Origin of the sequence: Rhodococcus sp. SORGH_AS_0301 (assembly GCF_030818285.1) — a bacterium.
GTDB lineage: Bacteria > Actinomycetota > Actinomycetes > Mycobacteriales > Mycobacteriaceae > Rhodococcoides.
Window position 1 is genome coordinate 3,252,403 of record NZ_JAUTAC010000002.1, and the last position, 22,089, is coordinate 3,274,491.

Below are 22,089 nucleotides of genomic sequence, written 5' to 3' on the forward strand. Positions count from 1 at the left end.
CGCTCACCAGTTCGTGTACGTCAGATGGTTGATCGCGAGTGCCAGCACGACTTGCGCTGCCAGCCAGAAGCGCACCGAGCGGTCCCCGATCGCGACAGTGGCAACCGTCATCCACACTTGGAACGGCAGCCAAATGCGTTCCGTCTCCGCCTTGCTCAGCCTGCTCAGGTCCGCGAACGCCACCGCCAGCAGAGCGGCCACCACGAGCAGAGTCACAGGCTCGGCACGTCGCACACGCGGCAGTGACACCACGCGGGACAGCGCAGCGGGCACCGCGAGTCCCACCGCACACACCAGAGCCGCGATGTTGCCCCAACTCCAGTACTGGAACGGGCGCGCTGACGCGATGCCCTGCCAATACCGTTCCTGGACCGCGACGTACCCGTCGAACCACCAGAAGCCCGACGCGGTGAAGAGGCCGGCGACGACGAGGGCGCCGCCGATCGCCGGTACCAGTGGCCGCACGCGGCGAGAGGCGATCAGGACCGCCAGGGCCGGCAGTCCCATCAGGGCGAGGCCGTAGTTGAGGTAGACCGAGAACCCGAGCAGGAGACCCGCCGCGACGGCCGCGACGTCGTGTCGCGCTCGTCGACCGGCTGCTGCGACGGTCAGGAGGGCGATGCCCCAGGCGGACACACCGGTGAAGAATCCGTCCGCGGAGACACCGATCCAGATCGCGCTGGGGGCGATCACGGCGAACGGGATCAACCGTCGGGCGGTGTCGCGGCCGACGAGCGCTGCCACGGCGACAGCGGTGGCGACGGCGGCCGATGACCCGACGATCACACACAACCATGCGGCGGCCGCGCCTCCCCCGAGTCCGATGCGGTCCAACCACACGAACGTCAGGATGGCGCCGGGGGGATGCCCGGAGACGTGCGTGGCCCACGAGTCAGGCTGGCCGTCGATGATCCGGTCGGAGAAGCCGCGCAGTGTGGCACCGATGTCGTCGATACCACCTACTTCGGACAGATACTCGTCGCGGGACGTCAACTTGTCGACGAACCCTTTCTGCCAGCCGTCGACCGCAGCCAGACCGACGGTCCAGACAAGGGTCGTCGCCCAGGTGACAAGGAGCAGCGGACGCCACGACATGCGTGCCGCCACGGACGGGCCGAGGATCACCACCAGGACGCCGACGATCACCGCGACCGGAGTCCCCGGTCCCACATGAGCGCCCCACCGCCCGAACAGAGGCGCGAGCGACGCGAAATCGTCGAAGTCGAAACCCATGCCGCCGATCAGCGGAGTGACGACGGCATTCTCCCGCCGCGCCACGACCACTGCCGCGACGATCAGTGCAGCCGCGAGGAGTGCGCCGATCAGTTCCGGAACTCGAGGAACCCACCCACGCCGCCGATCCATCGCGGTCGGGCCGCTCACTCGGAAGTCTCGGGGGCCGAACCGTACGGGGGTTTGACGAAGTGAGCGAAGTGCCGACCGGCGATCGCGGTCACGCCGACCGGTACCAGCCCTCGTGCCGCGGCGAGTGGTGCCAGTGTGTCCGCATCGATGCGCGCCCAGTCGTACCACGGCCCCGCAGTCTCGTCGCTCTCGATACGCAGACATTCGGCAACAAGTCCCGTTCCGGGGGTTGCCACTTCGACGTGAACCGTTCCGCTCTCACAGGCGATGTCGTGCGCACGACCGATGACACGGCCGGGATCCCCTCCGATGCCGATGTTCCCGTCGACGAGAAGCACGGTGTCCCAATGCCCCTCGTGTGGAACGATGTCGAAGATGTCGGCCAGCTCGGCCTTGGCGCCGCGTTCACGGACCAGCGCGACAGCTGCCGGGGACGTGTCCACGCCCATGGCCGACACTCCCCGTCGGCGCAGTTCCTCGACCAAGCGGCCCGGCCCGCACGCGAGATCGATCGTGCGCCCGCGACAAAGGGCAAGCAACGTCTCGTCCACTGCGCGGTCATCGGCGTCTGCGTGCTCGCCGCCGAGCCAACGCCCGACCGGCAACAAGTTCCGTCGGCCGTCCCGGTGCCGCACCCACCACGCGGTACCGGTGGAGGCGGTGTCGAACAGAACATCGAAATTGTCAGGGGCCTCGCCCGCCGAAGTCGCTGTCACGCTTGTCCCTTCTACAGACCCCGACTGGTCCGGCACTTCCTCGATGTGGATGGTTGTCCATTCCCGGTGGACGTCGGCGACAAACGTCGCGTTCAGTCGTTTTCCACGTTCAGGGGCCACCGCCCGACTCGTCGACACGATCCGGCCCACATCGGTGTCGATGTGGGCCGGGTAAGAGGCTGTGCCTCGTTACTGCGTGTTGACGGTGATCGTGGCGACTCCCACGAGCAGTCCCGGGGTGACGGCGTCGGTCTTGAACGTCTCGTTCAGCAGGCCGGCGGCGGTCTCGGAGATATGCACGGTCGTGCCTTGCAGAATCGCGGTGTTGTTCGGGCCGGTGGCCAGCGGCTCGAGTGTGCGGCCGTCGAGATCGAACAGCACGGCGTCGGTGGCGGCGCTCTCTCCGTTGACGGTCACATCACCCATGAGCAGTGAGGTGCCCGGATCGATGACGAAGTTGGTCAGCTCCACCGTGGTGCCGCCGGCGGTCAGCGACAATCCGCTGCCTTCGTGGTCGATGGAGCCCTGCACGTACGGATCGACCGTGCCCGGCGTCCAGTACTTGACGTTGCCGCCGGTGATCGGGAATCGAAGTGATCCATCCGCGAGGGTCGCCGTGCCCACGGTTCCCGGGGTCAACCCGAGCGTGGTCAGAGCGTCCGTGAAGCCGGTATCGAGCGCAACGGCGGTGTCCACGCCGGTCAAAGCATCGACCTGCGCGGCAGGTTCGGGCTGAGTGGACGTCGATGCGGCGGCGGAGGACGAACTGGACGTCGTCGCTGCCGATCCGCCGTCGTCACTGGACGAGCAGGCGGCCAGCGGAATCAGGGACATCACGCCGATCGCAGTAGCGGCCACGGATTTACGGATGGTGAACATATCAGCTCCTTGTCGTCGGTAATGGTTAATCCACATTCGCCGCGACACGGCCCATGGATGGTGTTCGACCGCAATCGTTCCCGCGGCCACCTGCGTGGCAGCGATGGTGGAACCTCACCCGATCGGACGTAGAACGTTGTAGCACAGCCATTTTCGCGCTACATCTATGCGCCCTGTGTATCCGTCCGGTCGTGGACGCGTGGCATCGCAGGTGACGGCCGCCTCACCGCCGCGAGCACCCGCACCAGGAACACGGCGACGCTGATCGCGACCATGACCGCCACGAGCCACAGCCACCGCTCGAGATACGGGTCACGGTTCAGGCCCGTGGCCGCGACGATGGCAGTGTCGTCGGTGTTCAGGACGCCCGGGAAGAAGACCAGCAGCGTCAGCGCGGCGCCGAGAGCCGGCACCCGGATGTGCTGGCGCACCGAAACCTGTCGAACCGTCCAGTTGCGAGTCGGGCGCGTCGCCCGATCCGCCAGCGAGTACAGCGGGTACAGAACGAGGTCGTGCAGGATCGCCGCACCGATGAACCACACAGCGATCGACTGCCACCACCTGTCCGGGTTCCACAGTGCGTCCACCCCGAGAGTCAGGACGGCGGCACCCGCGAGGACGAAGGACACGACCATGACGGCCGCATGAGCGGCGCCTGCCCCGTACAGCCGCCTCATCGATCGGCCCCGCCGGCGAAGTCGATACGTGACACCCACTTGGTGTTGTGGACACCGGGAAGGCCCGGAACGATCACCCGCGCGGGATAGCCGTGGTCGAGCGACAGCGCCGCACCGTTGACGGTCAAGGCGAGAAGCGAATCCGGATGCCACACCTGGTTCTGCGCCAGCGTCGCCTGCGCGAACGCACCTCCCTGTTCCAGCGAGGCCACTGTGGCGGTGCCGTCGGTCACGCCGGCGAGGCCGGCGAGGTCCCGCAGGCGCACCCCGGTCCACTCCTGCGTCGTCGACCACCCCTCGACGCACGCGATCGGCAAGACCGCGGTGTGCTGATCCATCGCCTCGAGTGCTGCTCGGTCGAGAACCACGCTCGTCGTTCCCGACAACTCCACACGCCACGAATCCCCGGTGGACGCCGGATCGATTCCCGCTGCGACCGCCGTGCGATTGATCTGGAAGTCGTTCGGCCCGTCGCCGTAGGAGCGGCCGCGGGGCACCAGCAGAGCGGTCGATCGCAGTGGCCCGTCGATGGTCTGTCCGATGGTGAGTGCCGCCAGCAGTCCGCTCCCGCCGGCCACGAGTGCAAGGGCCCCGCGCCGGGAGATTCCGTCCGGCGCCTTCTGCTCGTGCTCCGGTTCCACCCCGGCCGCTCGGTTGCGCTCCCGGAGCACCTCGGACAGCGACGTCTGTCGCAACGTCCTCCACATGACCGGAACCTTGACGGCCACGTGCGCGAGGAATCCGGCAATGAACACCCACGCCCCGAAGTAGTGGGCCGTGTAGAAGTCGAAGCCGAAGACGTAGTCGTACTGGATGTTGAGCACACCGGTGACGATCTCGAACAGCACACCACCGACGAGCATCAACAGGCTGAGCCGCTCGAGCGCCTGCGCCGGGGATCGGACCGGCGGCCATTGCACCAGCTTCGGCATCACCGACCACAGCTTCGCGAGAACCAGTGGAATCACGACGAGTCCGAGGGTGACGTGCAGGCCTTGGTTCAGCCGGTAGATCCACGACGGATCGGTCGGCCAGTCGAACTGGGGCAACCTCAACCACCCCACGTCGCCGGGGCGAGCTTGACCGAACTCGGGACCGTACGCGATGTAGGACAGCAGCCCGGTCACAGTGATCACCGGCAGGGCCACCAGAAGGACCGCACCGAACACCGACGTCAACCACGGGCCGCGGATCGTGCTTCGAAACTGAGGCAGAGGAGGCAACGGCAGAACCCTTTCGGCTAACCCAACGACTGGTGTATGCCAGCGTCGCACGACGACGTTCGCTGTGCAGGCAACCGGCGCGCACGCCGACGAATTACCACCCGGCTGCCATCGCACACGTGACTGCCCGCCACACCTCGCGCCGTGGATGTCGCGGGCGATCGGCTCGACAGTCCATATCGAGTCGACAGGGACGTCGGTGTCGGCGATTCCAGACCGGGTGGGCCACGAGACTGGCCGTCCTGTCCGACGGCAGCTTCCTCCCTCCAGCAGTGAGCGGGTCTGGATTTATGAGATGTCACCAGGCGTTTTCACAAAAAATGTGCAGTTCACTGATGTACTCCGCGGTGGAGGCGGGACTTCCTCGGCAGGCTCGGGGCCGTGAACGTGGGGAGTCGTGTGATGCGTAGGAGTGTTGTTCGTGCTGTTGTCGGGGCTGCTGCTGTGGTCCCGTTGTGTCTGGTAGGTGCGGGGTCGGCGTCGGCTGCTCCGAACGATGTGACGTTCACGGCGGTGGAGGTCGACCCGGGAGACGGCTCGGGGGCGATTCAGATCTCGGTGACGGCCAACGTCTTCACTGCCTTCGGCTCGCCCATCTGCACCTTCTCGATCGACGGGGTGTCGACGCAGTACTCGAGTCCCGGCATTATCTTCATCGGGAGCGTGTTGTCTCAGGGACAGCGCATCCCGAGTTTCCCGGTAGGGCCGTTGGTCGACGGGTTGTATGCGGTGGACGTGTCATGCCAGGGCATCGGTGAGGTGTACTCGGTGACGAATCTGCCGGTGATCGTGGGTGCGTTCGGCGGCGGCGGCGCCACCGGGCCTGCCGGACCTGCCGGAACTGCGGGACCTGCCGGGCCCGAAGGAGCACCGGGCACTCCCGGGGCTACCGGACCTGCCGGACCTGCCGGACCTGCCGGCCCCGCAGGGCCCGCCGGTGGTTTCGGGAACATTTTCGGGAGCTGAGCTGCGGTAGGTAGTGGATGGCCCGAGCCCGTCAGGGTCCGGGCCATCGCGCGTGCGTGCGGTGGGTGCAGGGTCGGCCTCGTGCCGGCGAGCGAACCCGAGAATGCGGGTGACCGGGCCGCCGTCGCGTCGGCACTGGAGTGTCGTCGCCTCGCCGTCGACAATCCCCCTTCCACGCCCTGATGTTCGAGCGACCAGCGGGCGGGATCGTGCCGCTGTGACGCGTGCCGGTGGTCGAGTGCCGTTACCTGTCAGCGTGCATCGATCCCCCCGCCCGAACGCGTGGTCCAGCACCCACGGTTCGCGTGAACGATCGGGATGCGTTGCGAGAGCGGCATAACATTGATATACATGCGCTATGACAGCACTCCGCGGCACTCCACATCTCGACACGGTGATGGACAGTCCTCCTGCGGCTGACCGCGCGACCGCTGCATGACCGCCGTCGGACGCAGCACCTACGCCAGACTCACAGTCCTCGCAGTCGCCGCGACCGCTCTCGCCGTGGCCGGCGGATCGTATGTCCGCATGGAGTCCCTCCTGGGGGTCGGCCAGTACTCGGTCACACTGCAGCTCAGAGACTCCGGCGGCATCTTCACCAACGCCGAGGTGACATCGCGCGGCATTCCCGTGGGTCGCGTCGAAACGCTGACACTCGTCGACGCGGGGGTCGACGTCGAATTGCTGATCGACGACTCGTCCGATCCGATCTCCGCGGCGACCTCCGCCGCGGTCGCCGCACGCTCCGCCATCGGTGAGCAGTACGTGGACCTGCGGCCTGACACCGACGAGGGCCCTCACCTCCAGGACGGCTCGATCATCGACCGATCGAGGACGACGATTCCCACCCCAGTGGAGAACGTGCTGTCCAATGTCGACGGCCTCGCGCGCAGCATCCCGGTCGACGAACTGCGGACCGTCGTGACCGAACTGGGCGACGGGTTCGACGGTATGGGAGGCGACCTCGCGACACTCGTCGAGTCACTCGACTCGCTCAGTGCGGCGCAGCTCGACGCCCTCCCCGAGACGCTGGATCTCGTACGGGACGGGCGCGTCGTGCTCGACACCCAGTCCGAACAATCCTCCGCCATCATCGATTTCAGCGCGGGGCTCGACGACATCACCGCGCAGCTCCGTGCGAACGACGGTGACCTACGTCGAATAGTCGACAGCGGAATCGACGCTTCCGACGAAACCGGTGCACTGATCACCGGTGCAGGGGCACGCGTCACATCGATCGCGAACGACGTCGCCTCGGTGGCCGCCGCGGTCAGTCCACGAGCATGGGCCCTTCGGCCGCTGCTGCAGATTCTCCCCCGGACGGCCATGGGGGCCCGAGCTCAGAGCCCCGGTGACGGAACCACCCACTTCGGCCTCGTCGTGGAGACGAACAACCCCCCACCGTGCACAGTGGGATACGAGGCCACCCAGAGAACCCTCGAGCGCGAACGTGCCGCCGATCCGGACTTCGACGAGACGACCCGGGACTTCCCGATCGATCTGTCGGTCGGATGCACAGCACCGCGAGGATCCGTGACGGGCGTCCGAGGTGCCGGCAGTGCGCCCTACATGGATCCCGCCATTCCGCAGCCCTGGGACGACAAGCCCAAGGTCGACCCCGGCGCACTCGACCTCAACCCGATCGCGAACCAGATGGCCACACTGCTCGGTGTCACGGTGCGATGATGCCTGCGACTCGACCGGAGGTGATCGGATGACGACGGTGAGCATGGGAATGCCCAGCCTGCCCGGTGTCGTACGTGCGTCCTCCGCCCTATCGGGTCCGCAGGACATGATGGTGGGCCGTCCCGATGTGCCGCACCTGTTGGACAGTTTCGGTCGCATCGCGCGGGATCTGCGGATCTCGGTGACCGAGAAGTGCTCGCTGCGATGCACCTACTGCATGCCGGCGGAGGGGCTGCCGAACCTGGAGTTCGAGCAACTGCTCACCGCGCAGGAGATCGCCCGCCTCGTCGGCATCGCCGATCGACTCCTCGGTGTGCGCGAGGTCCGCTTCACCGGCGGCGAACCGTTGGTCCGCAAGGACATCGTGGACATCATCGCCCTGACCTCTCAGCACGCACCCGGTGTCGAACTGTCGATGACCACCAACGGCATCGGCCTCGAACGCCGAGCGGAGCGGCTGCGCGAGGCGGGTCTGACCCGGGTCAACGTCTCTCTCGACACGATCGACCGCAAGCACTTCGCGTCGCTGACCCGGCGGGACCGGCTGCCCACGGTGCTCGCCGGTATCGACGGGGCCCTGGCGGCCGGTCTGACGCCGGTCAAGATCAACGCCGTTCTCATGCGCGAGACTCTGCACGGCGCTCGCGATCTGGTGCAGTGGTGCCTGGACCGAGGTGTGGACCTGCGGTTCATCGAGCAGATGCCGCTCGACGCCGACCGGGAGTGGGCCCGTTCGACGATGGTGTCGGCGGCGGAACTGTTGGATGTGCTCGGGGAGCGGTTCACGCTCACCGAGATCGGCCGCACCGACCCGTCGGCGCCGGCCGAGGAGTGGACCGTCGACGGTGGCCCGGCCACGGTGGGGATCATCGCCTCGGTGACCCGCTCGTTCTGCGCCGACTGCGATCGGACGCGGTTGACGGCGGAGGGGACCGTGCGGTCGTGCCTGTTCAGCGATGCCGAGACCGATCTGCGGGTGGCGTTGCGCGGGGGTGCGGCCGACGAGGAGATCGCGGACCTCTGGCGTGGAGCGATGTGGAACAAGTGGGCCGGGCACGGGATGGAACGTGAGGACTTCGTGCCGCCGGAACGTTCGATGGGTGCCATCGGTGGCTGAGTCCGTGACGGTGGGCGTGCGGTACTTCGCGGGGGCTGCGGACGCCGCGGGCACCACCCGGGAGTCCTACGACCTGCGAGCCGGTGCGACCGTGGCGGACGTCAAGTCGGCGCTGCGTGGACGCCACGGGGAGAAACTCGATCGTGTGCTGGCGGTGGCGGTGTTCCTCATCGGCGACGAGATGGTCCGCGACGACGCCTACCCGGTCGGTACGCGGGTCGACGTCCTGCCGCCCTTCGCCGGCGGCTAGCGGTGTCGACCCGAGACCGCTAGCGGGGTCACTCGACGCCGATCGTCACCTCGGTGGACTTGACGAACGCGGTTGCCTGCTGACCCACTTCGAGGCCGAGGTCTTCGGCCCCCTCTCGTGTGATCGAGGAGGTGACGGTCTGGTCGCCGCCGTCGAGACGTACCTTCACGGTCGCCATCACGCTCCCGAGAGTGACCTCGGTGATGGTGCCGACGAGCTGGTTGCGAGTGGACAGTCGCATGATGAATCCTCCTGTGAGAACGATGTTGTGACAGATTCGAGAAAGTGAAGACTACCAACGACACCGAGGAAGCAGCACGTGCTGATTCCTCGGTGTCGCGTGCCCGTGTCGACTGCGCGGCGCACTCACTGCGGAGCGTGCATCGCGTCCACGCGTGCGGGCACGTTCTTGTGCCACGGGGTGGCCGAGTACTCGTCGCGGCGGGCAGCATCGGTCAACTCGTTGGGTGCCACTCCCACGCGGGCCGAACCGGGAAGGTCGAGTCCGAAGCCGTTCGGCAGGGCGATGTGGCCGGGCTGCATGGTGTCCGTGATCTCCACGTGTGCCATCGCCGACCCCTTGGCAGTCGTGATCCGGGCACTGGAACCTTCGGAGAGACCGAGCTTCTCGGCATCGACGGGGCAGATGCGCAAGCCGCCGTTTCCGCCCCGCTTGCGCCACGTGTCGTCACGGAAGATGGTGTTCGCTGTGAACGCGCGTCGCTCGCCGGCGGAGAGAACGAACGGGAATTCGTCGCTGACATGGGACGGGTTCTTGCCCGTCAACGCCGTCAACGACTTCAGCAGGGGTGTGATGGCCAGCTGTATCGGCCGGTTCGCAGCAGGGACATAGTTCCACGCTCCGCCGTCGAGATCGTCCACGGTGATCTCGACGCCTGATCTGTTCTCCAGGATCGCGGTGAACAGGGCCTCGGCGTTGCGATGGCCTGCTGCGCGGACCGAGCCGGGATGTTCGTGGAAGATTTTCTGGGACAACGCCCACATGACCGAGGCCGATGTCGCGCCGTTCGGGAGCGTGGGCCCCAGTGTCGCGTAGAGCAGGTATGCCGCGACCGGGACGGACCTCTTGTCCAGTCTGAGCAGAGCGAGAAAAACGGCGCCGTACACCTTGTGACCGAGCTTCAGCGCTCCGCGCAGCAGCGCGAGCCACCACTGTTCGGTCAGCCCGAGAGCGTCGATCAGCCGTGCGTAGATCTCGGGTTCCGGCAATGTGCCCGGCAGCGGGTCCAGAATCGGTGCCCGGAGCTGAAAACTGTTGCGCGGGAACTCCAGACTGAAGAAGGTGGCCTCCCACTTCTCGAACTGGCTGGACGCAGGCAGCACGTAATCGGCGCGCCGTGCGGTCTCCGTCATGGCGACATCGATCACGAGGCTGAACTCGAGGTCGTCCATGGCTTGCCGGAAACTCGCCGAGTCGGCCATCGAATGCGCTGGGTTGGACGACTCGATCACCATCGCCCGGAATCTCGCGGGGTGATCGTTCGACACCTCCTCCGCGATGGCGTTACCCGGAACCAAACCGCCGAACATCGGAGTTCCGTGGACCGGTGTGTGTTTCACGTCCAGCGAGTAGTTCACCACCGGCGCCATCCACGAGTGATTCTGCATGGCGCCACTTTTCGCGAAGTTTCCCGTGATCAGCCAGATGAGCTTCTCGAGGTAGGACACCAAGGTGCTGTTGGGGCTCTGCTGGACTCCGAGATCCTCGTACACCGAGACGCTGTCCGCTGTCCCGATGAGATGCGCGGCTCGTCTGATCGACGACTCGTCCACCCCACACGTCCGCGCGTACGCGGAGACGTCGAGTCCGCGGACAGCCGCCACGACCTGCTCGACACCGGCCGTGTGCTCACGGAGGAAGGCGTGGTCCATCATTCCGTCGTCGATGATGACGGCCAGAACGGCAGCGAGGCACCAGGCATCGGTTCCCGGCTTGACCTGGAGATGGAGGTCGGCGCGCTCCGCTGTCTCCGTACGCACCGGGTCCAGAACGATCATCGATCTGTTCGGGTCCTTGACGATCTCCTGCAACACGGTGCGCGCCCGAGCGACACCGTGAGACTGCCACGGATTCTTTCCGAGGAAGACGCTGACCTGCGCGCGGTCGAAGTCGCCCACCGTGTGCCCACCGGTGAGGTGCGCGTCCACCCAGGCTTCCCCGGTCTTCTCCTGCGCAATGGCGTTCGATCTGTACCTCGCGCCGAGTCCGCGCATCATGGCACCGGCGTACGCGCCACCCAGATGGTTTCCCTGTCCTCCACCCCCGCAGAAGAAGATGCTCTCGCCGCCGTGTTCGTCGCGCACGGCCCGCAGACGGTGTGCGATCTCGCTGATCGCCGTGTCCCAGTCGATCGGGCTGTAGGTGCCGTCGGCTTCGCGTCGCATGGGGGTGTCCAGTCGTGACCCGCCGTTCTGGTAGTGATTCAGTCGAAGCGCCTTGTTGCACGTGTACCCCAGCGACTTGGGATGTTCCTTGTCGCCACGTATCTTGGCAATACTTCGGCCTTCCATGGAAACGGTGATGCCGCAGTTGTTCTCGCACAGAATGCACGCGGTCTTCTGCCAGCCGGTGCCGTTCTCGTCCGTCACGATCGTCTCCAGTCGGTGTATGTGGTGATCGTCGCCGCGCATGATCGATTCGATCTGTCGGTCGAGGGTGGGTTGCTAGGTCACGAATCGCCTACAGCAGCGTCACCCGGCCCTGATGGCGAGTGTCGCGGGGACCGGATGGCGATGACAAGAGGTATCGGTACACGTTCGCGTCGGACATGCTGTGCATACGCACACATCACGCATCTTGCCCACTCTCGTCACGAGATGCGTTGCGCTGCACTCGTTTCTCTGTACTATGGCTGTCGACATAGAAGGGGTTTTCATGACTTACGTGGTGGCGGAGCCGTGCGTCGATGTTCTGGACAGGGCCTGCATCGAGGAGTGCCCGGTCGACTGCATGTATCAGGGTGACCGCATGCTCTACATCCATCCGGACGAATGCGTCGACTGCGGAGCGTGTGAACCGGTGTGTCCGGTGGAGGCGATCTTCTACGAGGAGGACGTGCCCACTCAGTGGTCCGCGTACATCTCGACCAACGTGGACTTCTTCGACATCATCGGTTCTCCGGGCGGCGCAGCGAAGTTCGGTGCCACCGGCGTGGACACGGCCCTCGTGTCCGCGGTCGTCGTCGGCGCACCCTCGCCGTGATGCCGTCGGCACCGAGCCTGCGGACGGTGGAGCAGCACCGAAGGATCATCGCCGGCCTGATCTCGCGTACGCCGACAGTGCTGACACCGCTGGCGGCGGCCACGGGACTCGTCCTGGCCGAGGAAGTGACCGCGTCGATCCCGCTCCCGCCGTTCGACAACTCCGCAGTCGACGGATATGCGGTGCATACCGCTGACCTGGCCACTGCCGGATCGGACGCGCTGGTTCGGCTCCCCGTGTCCCACCTGATACCCGCAGGACACCCGGTACCGAAAGAGCTGCGCGCGGGAACGGTGGCGCGCATCATGACCGGCGCACCCCTTCCTGTCGGGGCCGATGCGGTGGTGCCGGTGGAGGACGCTCGGTACGACGGGCTGCAGGTGGCGTTTCGTCGTCCCGGCACGCTCGGTGCGCACGTGCGGCGGACCGGCGAGGACCTCATGCCTCCCGAGCGGCTCTTCGGTGCGGGTACGGTCCTGACACCGTCGCGGATCGGACTGCTGGCCGCGTCCGGTGTGGGGCAGGTTCTCGTGCATCGTCGAGTCCGTGTCGCCGTGGTGTCGACCGGCGCCGAGATCGTCGACACCTCCGCTCCCCTGCGACACGGTTCGATCCACGATGCGAACTCGGCACTCCTGTCCGCCGCGGTCGAGGACTGCGGCGCCGAACTCGTCGCCTGTGTCGCCGTGTCGGATTCGGTGAACCGGCTTCGTGCACACCTCGAAGACCTCGGAGCACGTGCGGACGTCGTCATCACCTCGGGCGGAGTCAGCACGGGGGATCACGAGGTGGTCAAGCAGACGCTCACGCCCCACGGCGTGCGTTTCACCGGCGTCTCGATGTCGCCCGGGCGGCCGCAGGGTGCCGGGACCGCCTTCGGTACGACTCTGCTGACGTTTCCCGGCAACCCCCTCGCGGCCTACGCCTCGTTCGAAATCCTCGCGCGACCGATTCTCCGGCGCGCCATGGGTCTGGTGCCGGACAACAGGCCCACCGTGCAGATACCTCTGGCCGACCCGCTGGTCAGGAGGCCCCGGCCGACACACTCTGGATCTCGCCGCCGAACGCCCCGACGGGTCGCTCGCTCTTCTCACCGGTTCGGGACGACACGGACTCGGGGCGGTACGGGAGGCGCGCTGTCTCGTGGAGCTGGACGGCGAGGTTCCTTCCCTCGATGCCGGCGCGACGGTCACGGCGACAGTGCTCTGATCGAGTGGCCACATCTGATCACCACGAGCGGAAGAGACGGTTCATGGTCCAGAGCAACACCACTGGCGGGCGGCCGAAGACGGAGCGCCCGCCGTATCGACACGCCGCTGCCGGTACGCCGGGTGCTGCTTCAGCATCCGACGTGGGCGACAGGCGCCCGAGGACAACGGTTCTCGCCAGGATCTCGAGCGATCCCATCGATCCAGCGGAGGTCGCCGACGCCGTCACCGGCCCCGAACGCGGCGCCGTGCTGGTGTTCTGGGGAGTCGTGCGCGACCACGACCACGGCGAGTCGGTGTCCGCACTCGAGTACCGAGCCCACCCCGACGCCGAGAAGTTCCTCCGGCGCTGCTGCGAGGACGCGGCCGCGTCGTCCGGTCTGCCGACGGCGGCCGTGCATCGCGTCGGCGACCTGACGATCGGTGACACCGCTCTCGTCGCCGCGGTCGCGTCTCCCCATCGCGCCGAGGCGTTCACAGCGTTGGAGGCGTTGGTCGACCACATCAAGACCGAGGTACCCATCTGGAAACGCCAGCAGTTCCCCGGCGGCACCAGCGAGTGGGTGGGTCTCTGAGGTCGCGCTCACTCGGAATGCGCTCGACCGCCCCACGAGGTCGAGACGGCGTCGCGGACACGAGCGCGTTCAATCGTCGAGAATTCGAGGGTCGAGTACACGCCGCATCAGGTCGCGGGCGACGCTGCTGATGGGTTGCGATTCGGCGTACGCGTGCCCGCGGAGCCGAACCGCCGCATCGTCGATCGGGATACGCAACCGGGCAGCGAGCATCCCGATGGCCGAGTGCACCTCCGGCGCGGTGCGGTACAACTCCAGTGACCCGATGGTCGACTCCCCGGCAGCCAGCGCGAACGCGAACAACGAGCGCACCTCGAGTACCGCCTCGACCCGATGCGTTCAGTCGGTACGACCGGCCCACATGATTCTCGCAACCCGGATGTGGTTGCAGGACTGCGTCAGGACATGACGCCTGTGAACTTGGGTCGCCGCTTCTCCATGAAGGCGCGCCCACCTTCCACGGCATCGTCCGAGCCGGCGCACATGGCCACGAAAGCCTCGGCTTCGGAGAGCATCTCCGGGTAGAGGTCGCTCGCGAGGGCCACCTTCGCAGCCCGCACCGACATGGGTGAATTGGCCGCGATGGTCGTCGCGAGTGTGCGTACGGCCTCGTGCAACTGGTCTTTCGGAACCACCCGATTCACGAGACCGATGGAGAGCGCGGTCTCTGCCGTGACGCGACCGCCGGTGTAGAGCATCTCGGCGGCGTGACCGGAGCCGACCATGCGCTGCAGCACGCGCGTCGGCGGAACCGGGTATGCAATTCCCAGACGTGCGGCGGGAATCGCGAACGCGCACGCCTCATCGGCGATGCGGATGTCCGCGGTGAGCGCGACGGCGACGCCGGCGCCCATGCAGAAGCCGTGCACCATCGCGATGGTCGGCGTGTGCATGGCGGCGAGTCCGAAGAACAACGCGGCGATGGCGTCGTCGGCGGCCTGCTTGGCATCGGTGGAACCGTGCTGCGATTCGAACTCCGAGATGTCGGCTCCGGAGACGAATGCCTCCGAACCTTCCCCGCGCAGCACGATGGCGCGGATGTCGGGGCGTGTGTCCAGCTCTTGCAGTCGCGCGTGCAGATCGCGCATCATCGCTGCGCTCAATGCGTTGCGACGAGTCGGATTGCTGATCACGGCCCATGCGACCGCACCGTCGATCTCGACGGAGACAGAGCCTTTCTGCTCCACTGTGGCAGTCATGACAGGCCGTTTCGGCGAACTTCTGGGTGCTCCATGCACGAATTTTAGATTCGGGCCTTCCACCGAGAGCGCGGCCGAACCATTGTCTGGCGGTCTCACAACCCGGCCACACTGTCCCGTGGTCGTGACCGCGCATTCCTGCGCCGTGCCACCTCCCGCGCACCCACACGTCACTAGTAAGTCCGCGTCCGACGAGCATCGACCGTTCGTACGGGGGTCGCGCATTGCGACATACCGTGTGTGGGGTTGACCCGCGGCGTACGGTTGGGCGCATCCGGTGAAGTCATCACCGCGCAGCGTCCTCCGCGCACGTCGACAGGTGTCATGACTACACCACAGAGGACTCCGCATGACGGATTCGGTCACGTCCGGCCTGCCCCCGGACGATCACAGCACGGCGGCCGCACTGGCCGCCGCGAACGCCTTCGACGACGAGATCGCAGGAGCGTTGTCGTCCCGCACGGCCGGCGGGGTTCGCACGGCGATCACGATGCGGTACTTCGCCGCGGACACCTTCGACGCATTGGATGCCTTTCGTGGACTCCTGCTGTCGCACAGTCGGTTCGAGATCCTCCTCCAGGGCTTGTGCGAACAGGCGGTCGCCGCGATCCCCGGAGCGGACATGGCCGGGGTGACCCTCCTGCATCACGACGCGGCGAACCCGGAGACCGCGGCGCGGTCGGATTCCCGAGTCAGCGACATCGATGCCGATCAGTACCGCGTGAACGAGGGGCCCTGCCTCGAAGCCGCCCGGACCGGGCGCATCGTGTGCGTGCACGTCGAGGATGCTGCGGCGCGATGGCCGCTCTTCGCCGCGGCAGCCTCCGAGGCCGGTGTGCGCAGCTTCCTGTCCGCACCCCTGGACGTCGATTCCGAACATGCGGGATCGCTGAACATCTACAGCTTCGGCGATCACGGCTTCAGCGACATCGACGAGGTGCTGGTCACGGTGCTCGTGACCGCCGTGGAGGTCGCGGTGTGGGAATCGCGGCACACCGCGGACGCTCGGGAAGAGTCAGGCAACCTCCGCAGAGCGATGGAGACCCGCGCCTGCATCGAACAGGCGAAGGGCATCGTCATGGCAGTTCGGGGTATCACCGCGGACGCGGCCTTCGCCGCTCTGGTCGAGCAATCGCAACGTGAGAACGTGCGCGTGTCGGTACTCGCGGAACGCACGGTCACCTCGGTCGTGGCGGTACCGCAGTGACCCTTGATCGCGCAAGCGAGCAGGACGTAGACCGACGATCCGTCCAGGTCACCGTTGCCCGCAACGGGTCTGTACTCATCGTGTCGGTCCGCGGCGATCTGGACCTCGAGTCCACGCCCATGCTGACGGCAGGTCTCGACCGAGCACTGTCGGACGACGTGCCCTCCGCGGTGATCATCGACCTGACCGACGTCGATTTTCTCTCTTCCACCGGCATGACGGCCCTCATCGACACGCACCGCCGACTCGGCGCACTCGTCGCGCTCGCTGTCGTGTCGAACGGGCCCGCGACCACCCGTCCACTCACGCTGGTCGGAATGGACGAGATGCTCTCGCTCCACGCCGACCTCGACGCGGCACTGGCCGCGGTGTCGTCCTGAACGGTCGCACGGCGGGCGTGCTGGACGCGACCCATGACGGTGTCACAGACAGCACTCTCGGTCCGAGCGTCCGGAATCCGGGCCTCGTCATGTCCGATGTCCCCGCTGACGCCCTGTGCATCGGCGCCGTACGCAGAGCATTGGCCGCCTGGCTCCGTATCCTGCCGTTCGACGATGCCCGCAGAGCCGATGTGGTGCTGGCGGTGTACGAAGCGATGGCCAATGTCGTCGACCACGCGTACCTCGACACGGACGGTGTCGGCACGATGCAGATCAGCGCCACCTACTCGGTCGACCTCGGCGCGCTGGACGTCACCGTCGCTGATCTCGGGCGGTGGAAACTGCCTGTGCACAACGCTCTTCGGGGTAACGGCCTGCCGCTCATCACGGCACTGAGCACATCGTCGACAGTGGATCGTTCGGGCACGGGGACCACCGTCCGCGCGACATGGTCCTCGACGGCGCGTCAGCACCCGGAGTCCGCTTTCCACTGACTGAACGCTCGGGATGACCCACTCGCGCAGCTCACCTGGATCCGTAGCATCGAGTCGGTCGAACCCACGTGTCGGTGTCCGGACATAGAGTTCGACCATGACCGACCCTGTGAACCGCGTGGAACCGCCGTTCGTCGCGGACGAAGTGACCATGCTCGAATCGTGGTTGGACTACCACCGAGCAACTCTGCTGTGGAAGTGCCACGGTCTCACCGACGCGCAGTTGACAATGCGGTCGATACCGCCGTCCACTCTGTCCCTTCTCGGCTTGGTGAGACACCTGACAGAAGTCGAACGTAGTTGGTACGCCGGACGGCTCGCGGGCCGTGAACGCCCACCTCTGTACTACTCGGACGCCGAGCCCGACGGAGACTTCGACAGCCTCGACTCGGCACCTGTCGCGGAGGTGTTCGCCGCCTACGACAGGGCCGTCCAGGACAGTCGGGCCCTCGCCGCGAACACCGACCTGGAAGCGTTGTCGATCGGCACGGTCGACGGCCTGCAGGTCTCGCTGCGCTGGATTCACCTGCACCTGATCGAGGAGTACGCCCGACACAACGGACACGCAGATCTCCTCCGCCAGTGCATCGACGGGGACACCGGGGAATGACCGCCGATAGTCGCGCGACAGACCACGCTCGGCGATCGGATCGCGGTGAACGGTCCACTCGCGCAGAAGTCTGATGTGTCCGCGCTGGGTCCTGACAACAGTGCACGGCGCGGTGGCGGCACACCGCCCTCGATCTCCTCGGTGACGATACGCTCGAGTCATGAGTCCCGACCCGACCTCGTCTGTCGGGTCGCCTTCAGGTGACGAACCTTCAGACGTCACGCTCGGAGTCGTTCTGGCGGCGAGTATGTTCCTGCCGGCCTATCTCGGTGCCACTCTGATCACGGATGCACTTCTCGGTCGACCGGGACTACCGACGTCGCCTCTGGTGTGGCTGCTCGTCGCTACACCACTCGGAATCGCGATCGTCCGCTTCGAGGAAGCCGTGCAGGCCAGATCGGACTGGGACAAACGACAAGGCCTCTGGTACGGGACGGGGGTGGGACTGATGACCCTGCCCCCGCTCGGTCTCGCGCTGTTCGCAGCCGCACCGGTTCTGACCTCGCTACCTCGGGGCGGACCGTCGGCGCTCGTCGTCGCGGCACTGGTGATCCTGGTCGGAGTCATCGTCGTACGGGGGAAGCTTCGCGGGCCTGCCTGACGTGCGGGCATCTCGACCCTTCGGATTTTCTGACAGTACTGTCAGATTATGGTCATGCTTGCTAGATTCTGAACCATGACTCGCACGTTCCTTCGCTCGGCACGACGCGCACAGCTCGTCGAGGCTGCCATTCGTTCTCTCGCCGACCTGGGCGTGGAAGGAGCATCACTCTCACGCATCGCCGAGCACGCCGGCGTCAGCCGTGGGGTGGTGAACTACCACTTCCCTGGCGGGCGACGAGAACTGTTCGAGGCCGCGGTCGACGAGATCTACGACCTGGGCCGCCGTGAAGTGCAGCCCGACACCGAGTCCGCCCCGTCTCCGCGACGCGGGCTGGCATCGTTCGTCCGGGGAAGCATCGCCTTCTACGCCCGCCACCCGATCCACCTTCGAGCTCTCACGGCGATCTACACCAGCCGCACCGAGGACAACCTGCGACGGGACGAGCGACCCGAGCACGCGACCGAGATGATGTCCGTCGCCGATCTTCTCCGACGAGGTCAGGTGACCGGCGAGATGCGTGATTTCGATGTGACACTCATGGCATTGACCATTCGCGCCGTTCTCGACACCGCGGTCGGGCTCACCGCAGCAGGAGCCGACCCCGGTGTTCTCGCGGACGAACTCGTGAACACCCTCGACGCCGCAACGCGGGCGCTCCCGTGAGGCGCGCACTCGCTGCCGTCGTCGCAGCCACCACTCTCATGGTGTCCGCGTGCACCTCGACGGGGATCGAACCGGACACCGAGTCGAACCTGTTGGTGGACAGCACGACCGGAACCTTGCAGGGAGTCGCAGTCGGGAACACGCACCAGTTTCTCGGCGTGCGGTATGCACAACCCCCCACCGGTGACCGCCGATGGACCCTCCCCGAGCCGGTGCCCGACACCGACGAGGTCCTCGACGCCACGCAAGCGGGCTCACCGTGTCCGCAGACCGGCGAGACCGCGCAGGCAGTCTCCTCGACCGACGAGGACTGCCTGTTCCTGAACGTCACCGTCCCGGCACGCGCGAGCGCCGAGCCTCGTCCGATTCTGATGTGGTGGCACGGTGGCGGATTCACCAGCGGAGCCGGCGCGCAGTACGACGCGCAGAAGCTCGCCGACCAGGGTGACGTCATCGTCGTCTCGGCGAACTACCGACTCGGGATGCTCGGATATCTTGGACTCCCCGGCCTGGCAGGATCCGGCAACTTCGGTCTCGCCGATCAAGTGGCCGCCCTGCGCTGGGCCAACGACAATGCCGCGGCCTTCGGCGGAGACCCGGATTCGGTGACGCTCTACGGGGAGTCGGCCGGTGGAACCTCCACCTGCGCGGCGCTCACCTCACCGGCCGCCGAAGGACTGATCGACCGCGCCATCTTCTCCTCCGGTTCCTGCCGTCTCGCATGGCCCCCCGGCACCCTGTTCCCCGGACTACCCGCGTCATCGTCACTTATCCCGTTGTCCGACAGTGAATCACAGGGCGTAGTTGTAGCCACTGCACTCGGGTGTACCCACCCCGACCCGTTGGGATGCCTGCGAGAACGACCCGTCGATGCCCTGCTCGGGCAAGCCGCGTCGTTCGGCAATCCGTTGGCCTACGGCACCGACCTGCTCCCACAGGAACCCGCACTCGCCGTCGAGGCCGGAGACTGGCTTCACGTGCCCGTCCTGACCGGCGGCAACCGGGACGAGCACCGTTCCTTCATCGGCGGACTGCTCCTGACCGATCCCGCGGCGGTCACGGCGGACAACTACCAGTCCCTCATCCAAGCCTCGTTTCCCGCCGACGCTGCATCCGTCGGCGCGCACTATCCGCTGGCGGACCACGAGTCGGCGCCCGTCGCCTGGGCGACCCTGGTCACCGACGTCGCCTGGGCATGCACGACCTCCCGTGGCGCCCGTGAGCTCGCCGCCGACGGGACACCGGTCTACAGCTACGAATTCGCCGATCGCAGTGCGCCCGATGTCAGCGGAGTGTCGGCGTCCGGTATGCCGCAGGGCGCGGCGCACGCCACCGACCTGCCGTATCTGTTCGATCTCGGCGGCGAGAACCTCCTCACGGGGCCAGGGCAACGCGAGCTCGGTGACGCCATGGTGGCGGCATGGGCTGCGTTCGCCCACAACGGCACACCCGGTCCTGCCGACGGTGCCGAGTGGCCGGCCACCACCGGCATCGAGACCACTGTCATGCAGTTCGACAATGCCGCCACCGGCTCCGGGGTACACCTGATCGACCACCGCGCCGAACATCACTGCGCGTTCTGGGACACGGTCGACCGTGGCTGAGCACGCGCGAGAAAGGATCGAGTCGTGCGACGACTTGTCGTGACCCAGAACATCACGGTCGACGGGGTGATCGAAGCTACCGATGACTGGTTCGCGCGCGCCGGTCACGATCCCGACATGGACAGGGCGTTGGCCGCTCAGCGCGACGCATCCGACGGCTTTCTCGTGGGACGGAGGACGTTCGAGGGCATGCGCGATTTCTGGGCACCTCGAACCGATGACACGACCGGCGTGACGGAACATCTGAACCGCGTCGCGAAGTACGTGGTGTCCTCGACGCTGCAGGATCCGGGGTGGGCGAACACCACAGTGTTGTCGGGTCCGCTCGTCGAGGAGATCGGACGAATCACCGCACTCGACGGCTCCGACATCGTCTGCACGGGAAGTATCGACCTCTGCCATGCCCTGATCGGCGCAGATCTCGTCGACGAGTACAGGCTCTTCGTCCACCCGTTCGCGAGGGGACACGGAAGGCGAATGTTCGACGGAACTCCCCCACGACACCTCGTACTGCGGGAGTTCCGCGCCTTTCCTTCCGGTGCTGCTCTCGTCCGATACGACACGCAACGGACGAGCTGAGCCTTCTCGAGGACTGACTGCCACGCGGCGAGAATGCCCGAGCCGGTGGCTGTGTCGGCTCGTGGTCGGCGCGCGGCATCGGACGCCGCAGGCACCTCGTAGGCCGCGCGGTAGTCCCGCGAGAAATGCGCGGCGCTGACGTAGCCGACCGTGGCCGCGGCGAGCGAGACCGGCTCGTCGAGGACGAGAATGCGTCGACGCGAGCGACGAGGCTGCCTTCGTACACGGGACGACCCTCGACGTCGCCGGTGGGATCGTGGCGACCAGGCCCGCGTGACCTCTCCGACGGGCGCTCGGATCTCCGTAAGTCACCCACCCGGAACCCATCGACCGTCGGCACCGATCGAACTGGCGATCTGCGAGCTGATGCGCCTGAGTTCCTCTGCCTGACCGCCGGTGAGCGAGCCGAACACCAGCGTCCGGACCAGGGCCACGTGAGCCGGTGTGGCAGCCCGCGTGACATCGAGACCGCTCGGCGTCAGGGTCGCTGTCGTGACCCGGCCATCGATCGGATCGGGGGAACGCTGCACCCACCCGCGGCGCTCCAGCCGTGCCACAGCGCGGGACAAACGCGACAGAGTGCTGTTGGCGAAGCCCGCCAGTGTACTCATGCGCACTGTGCGCCCCTCGGCACGCGACAGGGCGTAGAGCAGTCCGTACTCGAAATGACTCATACCCGAATCCCGTTGCAGCTGAGCGTCAAGAGCAACCGGAAGCCACTCGAGCATCGTGGCGAACGAGGACCACGTCCCGAGCTCGTCGGCCGTGAAGTCGACGGGATGCAGCGGTTCGTCCATGACTCGCACCCTACCCATTGATTGCTCGGGAAAGTGTCTGCCGCTACAGTTGAGTTGCTCAGGCAAG

General features: G+C 66.6%; 23 protein-coding genes and 1 pseudogene. 14 read left to right on the forward strand and 10 right to left on the reverse strand.

Annotation, left to right across the window (positions count from 1 at the left end; translation table 11 throughout):
• Positions 1 to 3: 3 nt before the first annotated feature.
• The 5 genes from QE397_RS16010 to QE397_RS16030 form a co-directional block, all read right to left on the reverse strand.
• Positions 4 to 1,365: a hypothetical protein gene (locus QE397_RS16010; protein ID WP_307097599.1), complete on the reverse strand. Its 1,362-nt coding sequence runs from the start codon at positions 1,363 to 1,365 to the stop codon at positions 4 to 6.
• Between the two features lie 14 nt (positions 1,366 to 1,379).
• Positions 1,380 to 2,231, reverse strand: a complete 852-nt coding sequence (locus tag QE397_RS16015) for a class I SAM-dependent methyltransferase (RefSeq protein ID WP_307095903.1) — start codon at positions 2,229 to 2,231, stop codon at positions 1,380 to 1,382.
• Between the two features lie 39 nt (positions 2,232 to 2,270).
• Positions 2,271 to 2,960 carry a hypothetical protein gene (locus QE397_RS16020; RefSeq protein ID WP_222650878.1) on the reverse strand — a complete coding sequence of 230 codons (690 nt, stop codon included), beginning with the start codon at positions 2,958 to 2,960 and terminating at the stop codon, positions 2,271 to 2,273.
• Positions 2,961 to 3,124: 164 nt separating this feature from the next.
• Positions 3,125 to 3,637, reverse strand: a complete 513-nt coding sequence (locus QE397_RS16025) for a hypothetical protein (RefSeq protein WP_307095905.1) — start codon at positions 3,635 to 3,637, stop codon at positions 3,125 to 3,127.
• Positions 3,634 to 4,866: a molybdopterin-dependent oxidoreductase gene (locus QE397_RS16030; protein WP_307097601.1), complete on the reverse strand. Its 1,233-nt coding sequence runs from the start codon at positions 4,864 to 4,866 to the stop codon at positions 3,634 to 3,636. The genes QE397_RS16025 and QE397_RS16030 overlap by 4 nt, the downstream gene beginning before the upstream one ends.
• A gap of 1,395 nt (positions 4,867 to 6,261) precedes the next feature.
• Between QE397_RS16030 and QE397_RS16035 the strand changes: the two genes are divergently transcribed.
• From QE397_RS16035 to QE397_RS16045, 3 genes are read left to right on the forward strand one after another with little or no spacing between them, the layout of a single operon-like run.
• Positions 6,262 to 7,512: an MCE family protein gene (locus tag QE397_RS16035; RefSeq protein WP_307095907.1), complete on the forward strand. Its 1,251-nt coding sequence runs from the start codon at positions 6,262 to 6,264 to the stop codon at positions 7,510 to 7,512.
• A 28-nt stretch (positions 7,513 to 7,540) separates the two neighbouring features.
• Positions 7,541 to 8,629: a GTP 3',8-cyclase MoaA gene (moaA, locus tag QE397_RS16040; protein WP_307095909.1), complete on the forward strand. Its 1,089-nt coding sequence runs from the start codon at positions 7,541 to 7,543 to the stop codon at positions 8,627 to 8,629.
• On the forward strand, positions 8,622 to 8,879 hold the full coding sequence (locus tag QE397_RS16045; RefSeq protein WP_307095912.1) for a MoaD/ThiS family protein: 258 nt from the start codon (positions 8,622 to 8,624) through the stop codon (positions 8,877 to 8,879). Before moaA ends, QE397_RS16045 begins: the two co-directional genes overlap by 8 nt.
• A 28-nt stretch (positions 8,880 to 8,907) precedes the next feature.
• On the opposite strand, the gene QE397_RS16050 is transcribed toward QE397_RS16045, so the two are convergent.
• Together QE397_RS16050 and QE397_RS16055 are read right to left on the reverse strand one after the other, a co-directional pair.
• Positions 8,908 to 9,120, reverse strand: a complete 213-nt coding sequence (locus tag QE397_RS16050) for a molybdopterin-binding protein (protein WP_307095914.1) — start codon at positions 9,118 to 9,120, stop codon at positions 8,908 to 8,910.
• A 125-nt stretch (positions 9,121 to 9,245) separates the two neighbouring features.
• Positions 9,246 to 11,489 (reverse strand): molybdopterin-dependent oxidoreductase, encoded by a 2,244-nt coding sequence (locus tag QE397_RS16055; protein WP_307095916.1) that lies wholly within the window; start codon positions 11,487 to 11,489, stop codon positions 9,246 to 9,248.
• Between the two features lie 286 nt (positions 11,490 to 11,775).
• Here QE397_RS16055 and fdxA point away from each other — a divergent pair, with 286 nt between their 5' ends.
• The 3 genes and pseudogenes from fdxA (at position 11,776) to QE397_RS16065 (ending at position 13,885) form a co-directional block, all read left to right on the forward strand.
• Complete coding sequence (fdxA, locus tag QE397_RS16060) at positions 11,776 to 12,102, forward strand: ferredoxin (RefSeq protein ID WP_027507114.1); 327 nt, start codon at positions 11,776 to 11,778, stop codon at positions 12,100 to 12,102.
• Positions 12,102 to 13,121: pseudogene (gene glp / locus QE397_RS21825) on the forward strand (gephyrin-like molybdotransferase Glp); the annotation flags it as partial. The gene fdxA and the pseudogene glp, both read left to right, overlap by 1 nt.
• A 332-nt stretch (positions 13,122 to 13,453) precedes the next feature.
• Positions 13,454 to 13,885: a molybdenum cofactor biosynthesis protein MoaE gene (locus QE397_RS16065; protein ID WP_027507112.1), complete on the forward strand. Its 432-nt coding sequence runs from the start codon at positions 13,454 to 13,456 to the stop codon at positions 13,883 to 13,885.
• Positions 13,886 to 13,954: 69 nt separating this feature from the next.
• On the opposite strand, the gene QE397_RS16070 is transcribed toward QE397_RS16065, so the two are convergent.
• Both QE397_RS16070 and QE397_RS16075 read right to left on the reverse strand, forming a co-directional pair.
• The gene (locus QE397_RS16070) at positions 13,955 to 14,197 is read right to left on the reverse strand and encodes a hypothetical protein (protein WP_027507111.1); all 243 of its coding nucleotides are present in this window, start codon (positions 14,195 to 14,197) and stop codon (positions 13,955 to 13,957) included.
• Positions 14,198 to 14,283: 86 nt separating this feature from the next.
• On the reverse strand, positions 14,284 to 15,084 hold the full coding sequence (locus QE397_RS16075) for an enoyl-CoA hydratase-related protein (protein WP_307095920.1): 801 nt from the start codon (positions 15,082 to 15,084) through the stop codon (positions 14,284 to 14,286).
• Positions 15,085 to 15,433: 349 nt separating this feature from the next.
• Between QE397_RS16075 and QE397_RS16080 the strand changes: the two genes are divergently transcribed.
• The 8 genes from QE397_RS16080 to QE397_RS16115 all read left to right on the forward strand — a co-directional run bounded on the left by QE397_RS16080 (position 15,434) and on the right by QE397_RS16115 (position 21,225).
• Entirely contained in the window at positions 15,434 to 16,291 is an 858-nt protein-coding gene (locus tag QE397_RS16080) for a GAF and ANTAR domain-containing protein (RefSeq protein ID WP_051613667.1), read from the forward strand.
• On the forward strand, positions 16,288 to 16,671 hold the full coding sequence (locus QE397_RS16085) for an STAS domain-containing protein (RefSeq protein ID WP_307095923.1): 384 nt from the start codon (positions 16,288 to 16,290) through the stop codon (positions 16,669 to 16,671). Before QE397_RS16080 ends, QE397_RS16085 begins: the two co-directional genes overlap by 4 nt.
• Positions 16,672 to 16,760: 89 nt before the next feature.
• A complete protein-coding gene (locus tag QE397_RS16090) occupies positions 16,761 to 17,165 on the forward strand; it encodes an ATP-binding protein (RefSeq protein WP_081821462.1) in 405 nt (134 codons plus the stop codon).
• Between the two features lie 97 nt (positions 17,166 to 17,262).
• Complete coding sequence (locus QE397_RS16095) at positions 17,263 to 17,775, forward strand: DinB family protein (protein ID WP_027507107.1); 513 nt, start codon at positions 17,263 to 17,265, stop codon at positions 17,773 to 17,775.
• Between the two features lie 448 nt (positions 17,776 to 18,223).
• The gene (locus tag QE397_RS16100; protein WP_155957135.1) at positions 18,224 to 18,376 is read left to right on the forward strand and encodes a hypothetical protein; all 153 of its coding nucleotides are present in this window, start codon (positions 18,224 to 18,226) and stop codon (positions 18,374 to 18,376) included.
• 75 nt (positions 18,377 to 18,451) lie between these two features.
• Positions 18,452 to 19,042, forward strand: coding sequence for a TetR/AcrR family transcriptional regulator (locus QE397_RS16105; protein ID WP_027507105.1), 591 nt, complete (start codon positions 18,452 to 18,454; stop codon positions 19,040 to 19,042).
• Entirely contained in the window at positions 19,039 to 20,646 is a 1,608-nt protein-coding gene (locus tag QE397_RS16110) for a carboxylesterase/lipase family protein (protein ID WP_307095928.1), read from the forward strand. The genes QE397_RS16105 and QE397_RS16110 overlap by 4 nt, the downstream gene beginning before the upstream one ends.
• Before the next feature lie 24 nt (positions 20,647 to 20,670).
• Positions 20,671 to 21,225 carry a dihydrofolate reductase family protein gene (locus tag QE397_RS16115; protein WP_307095930.1) on the forward strand — a complete coding sequence of 185 codons (555 nt, stop codon included), beginning with the start codon at positions 20,671 to 20,673 and terminating at the stop codon, positions 21,223 to 21,225.
• Between the two features lie 308 nt (positions 21,226 to 21,533).
• Here QE397_RS16115 and QE397_RS16120 read toward each other — a convergent pair whose 3' ends face one another.
• A complete protein-coding gene (locus QE397_RS16120) occupies positions 21,534 to 22,022 on the reverse strand; it encodes a MarR family winged helix-turn-helix transcriptional regulator (RefSeq protein ID WP_056449297.1) in 489 nt (162 codons plus the stop codon).
• Positions 22,023 to 22,089 lie beyond the last annotated feature (67 nt).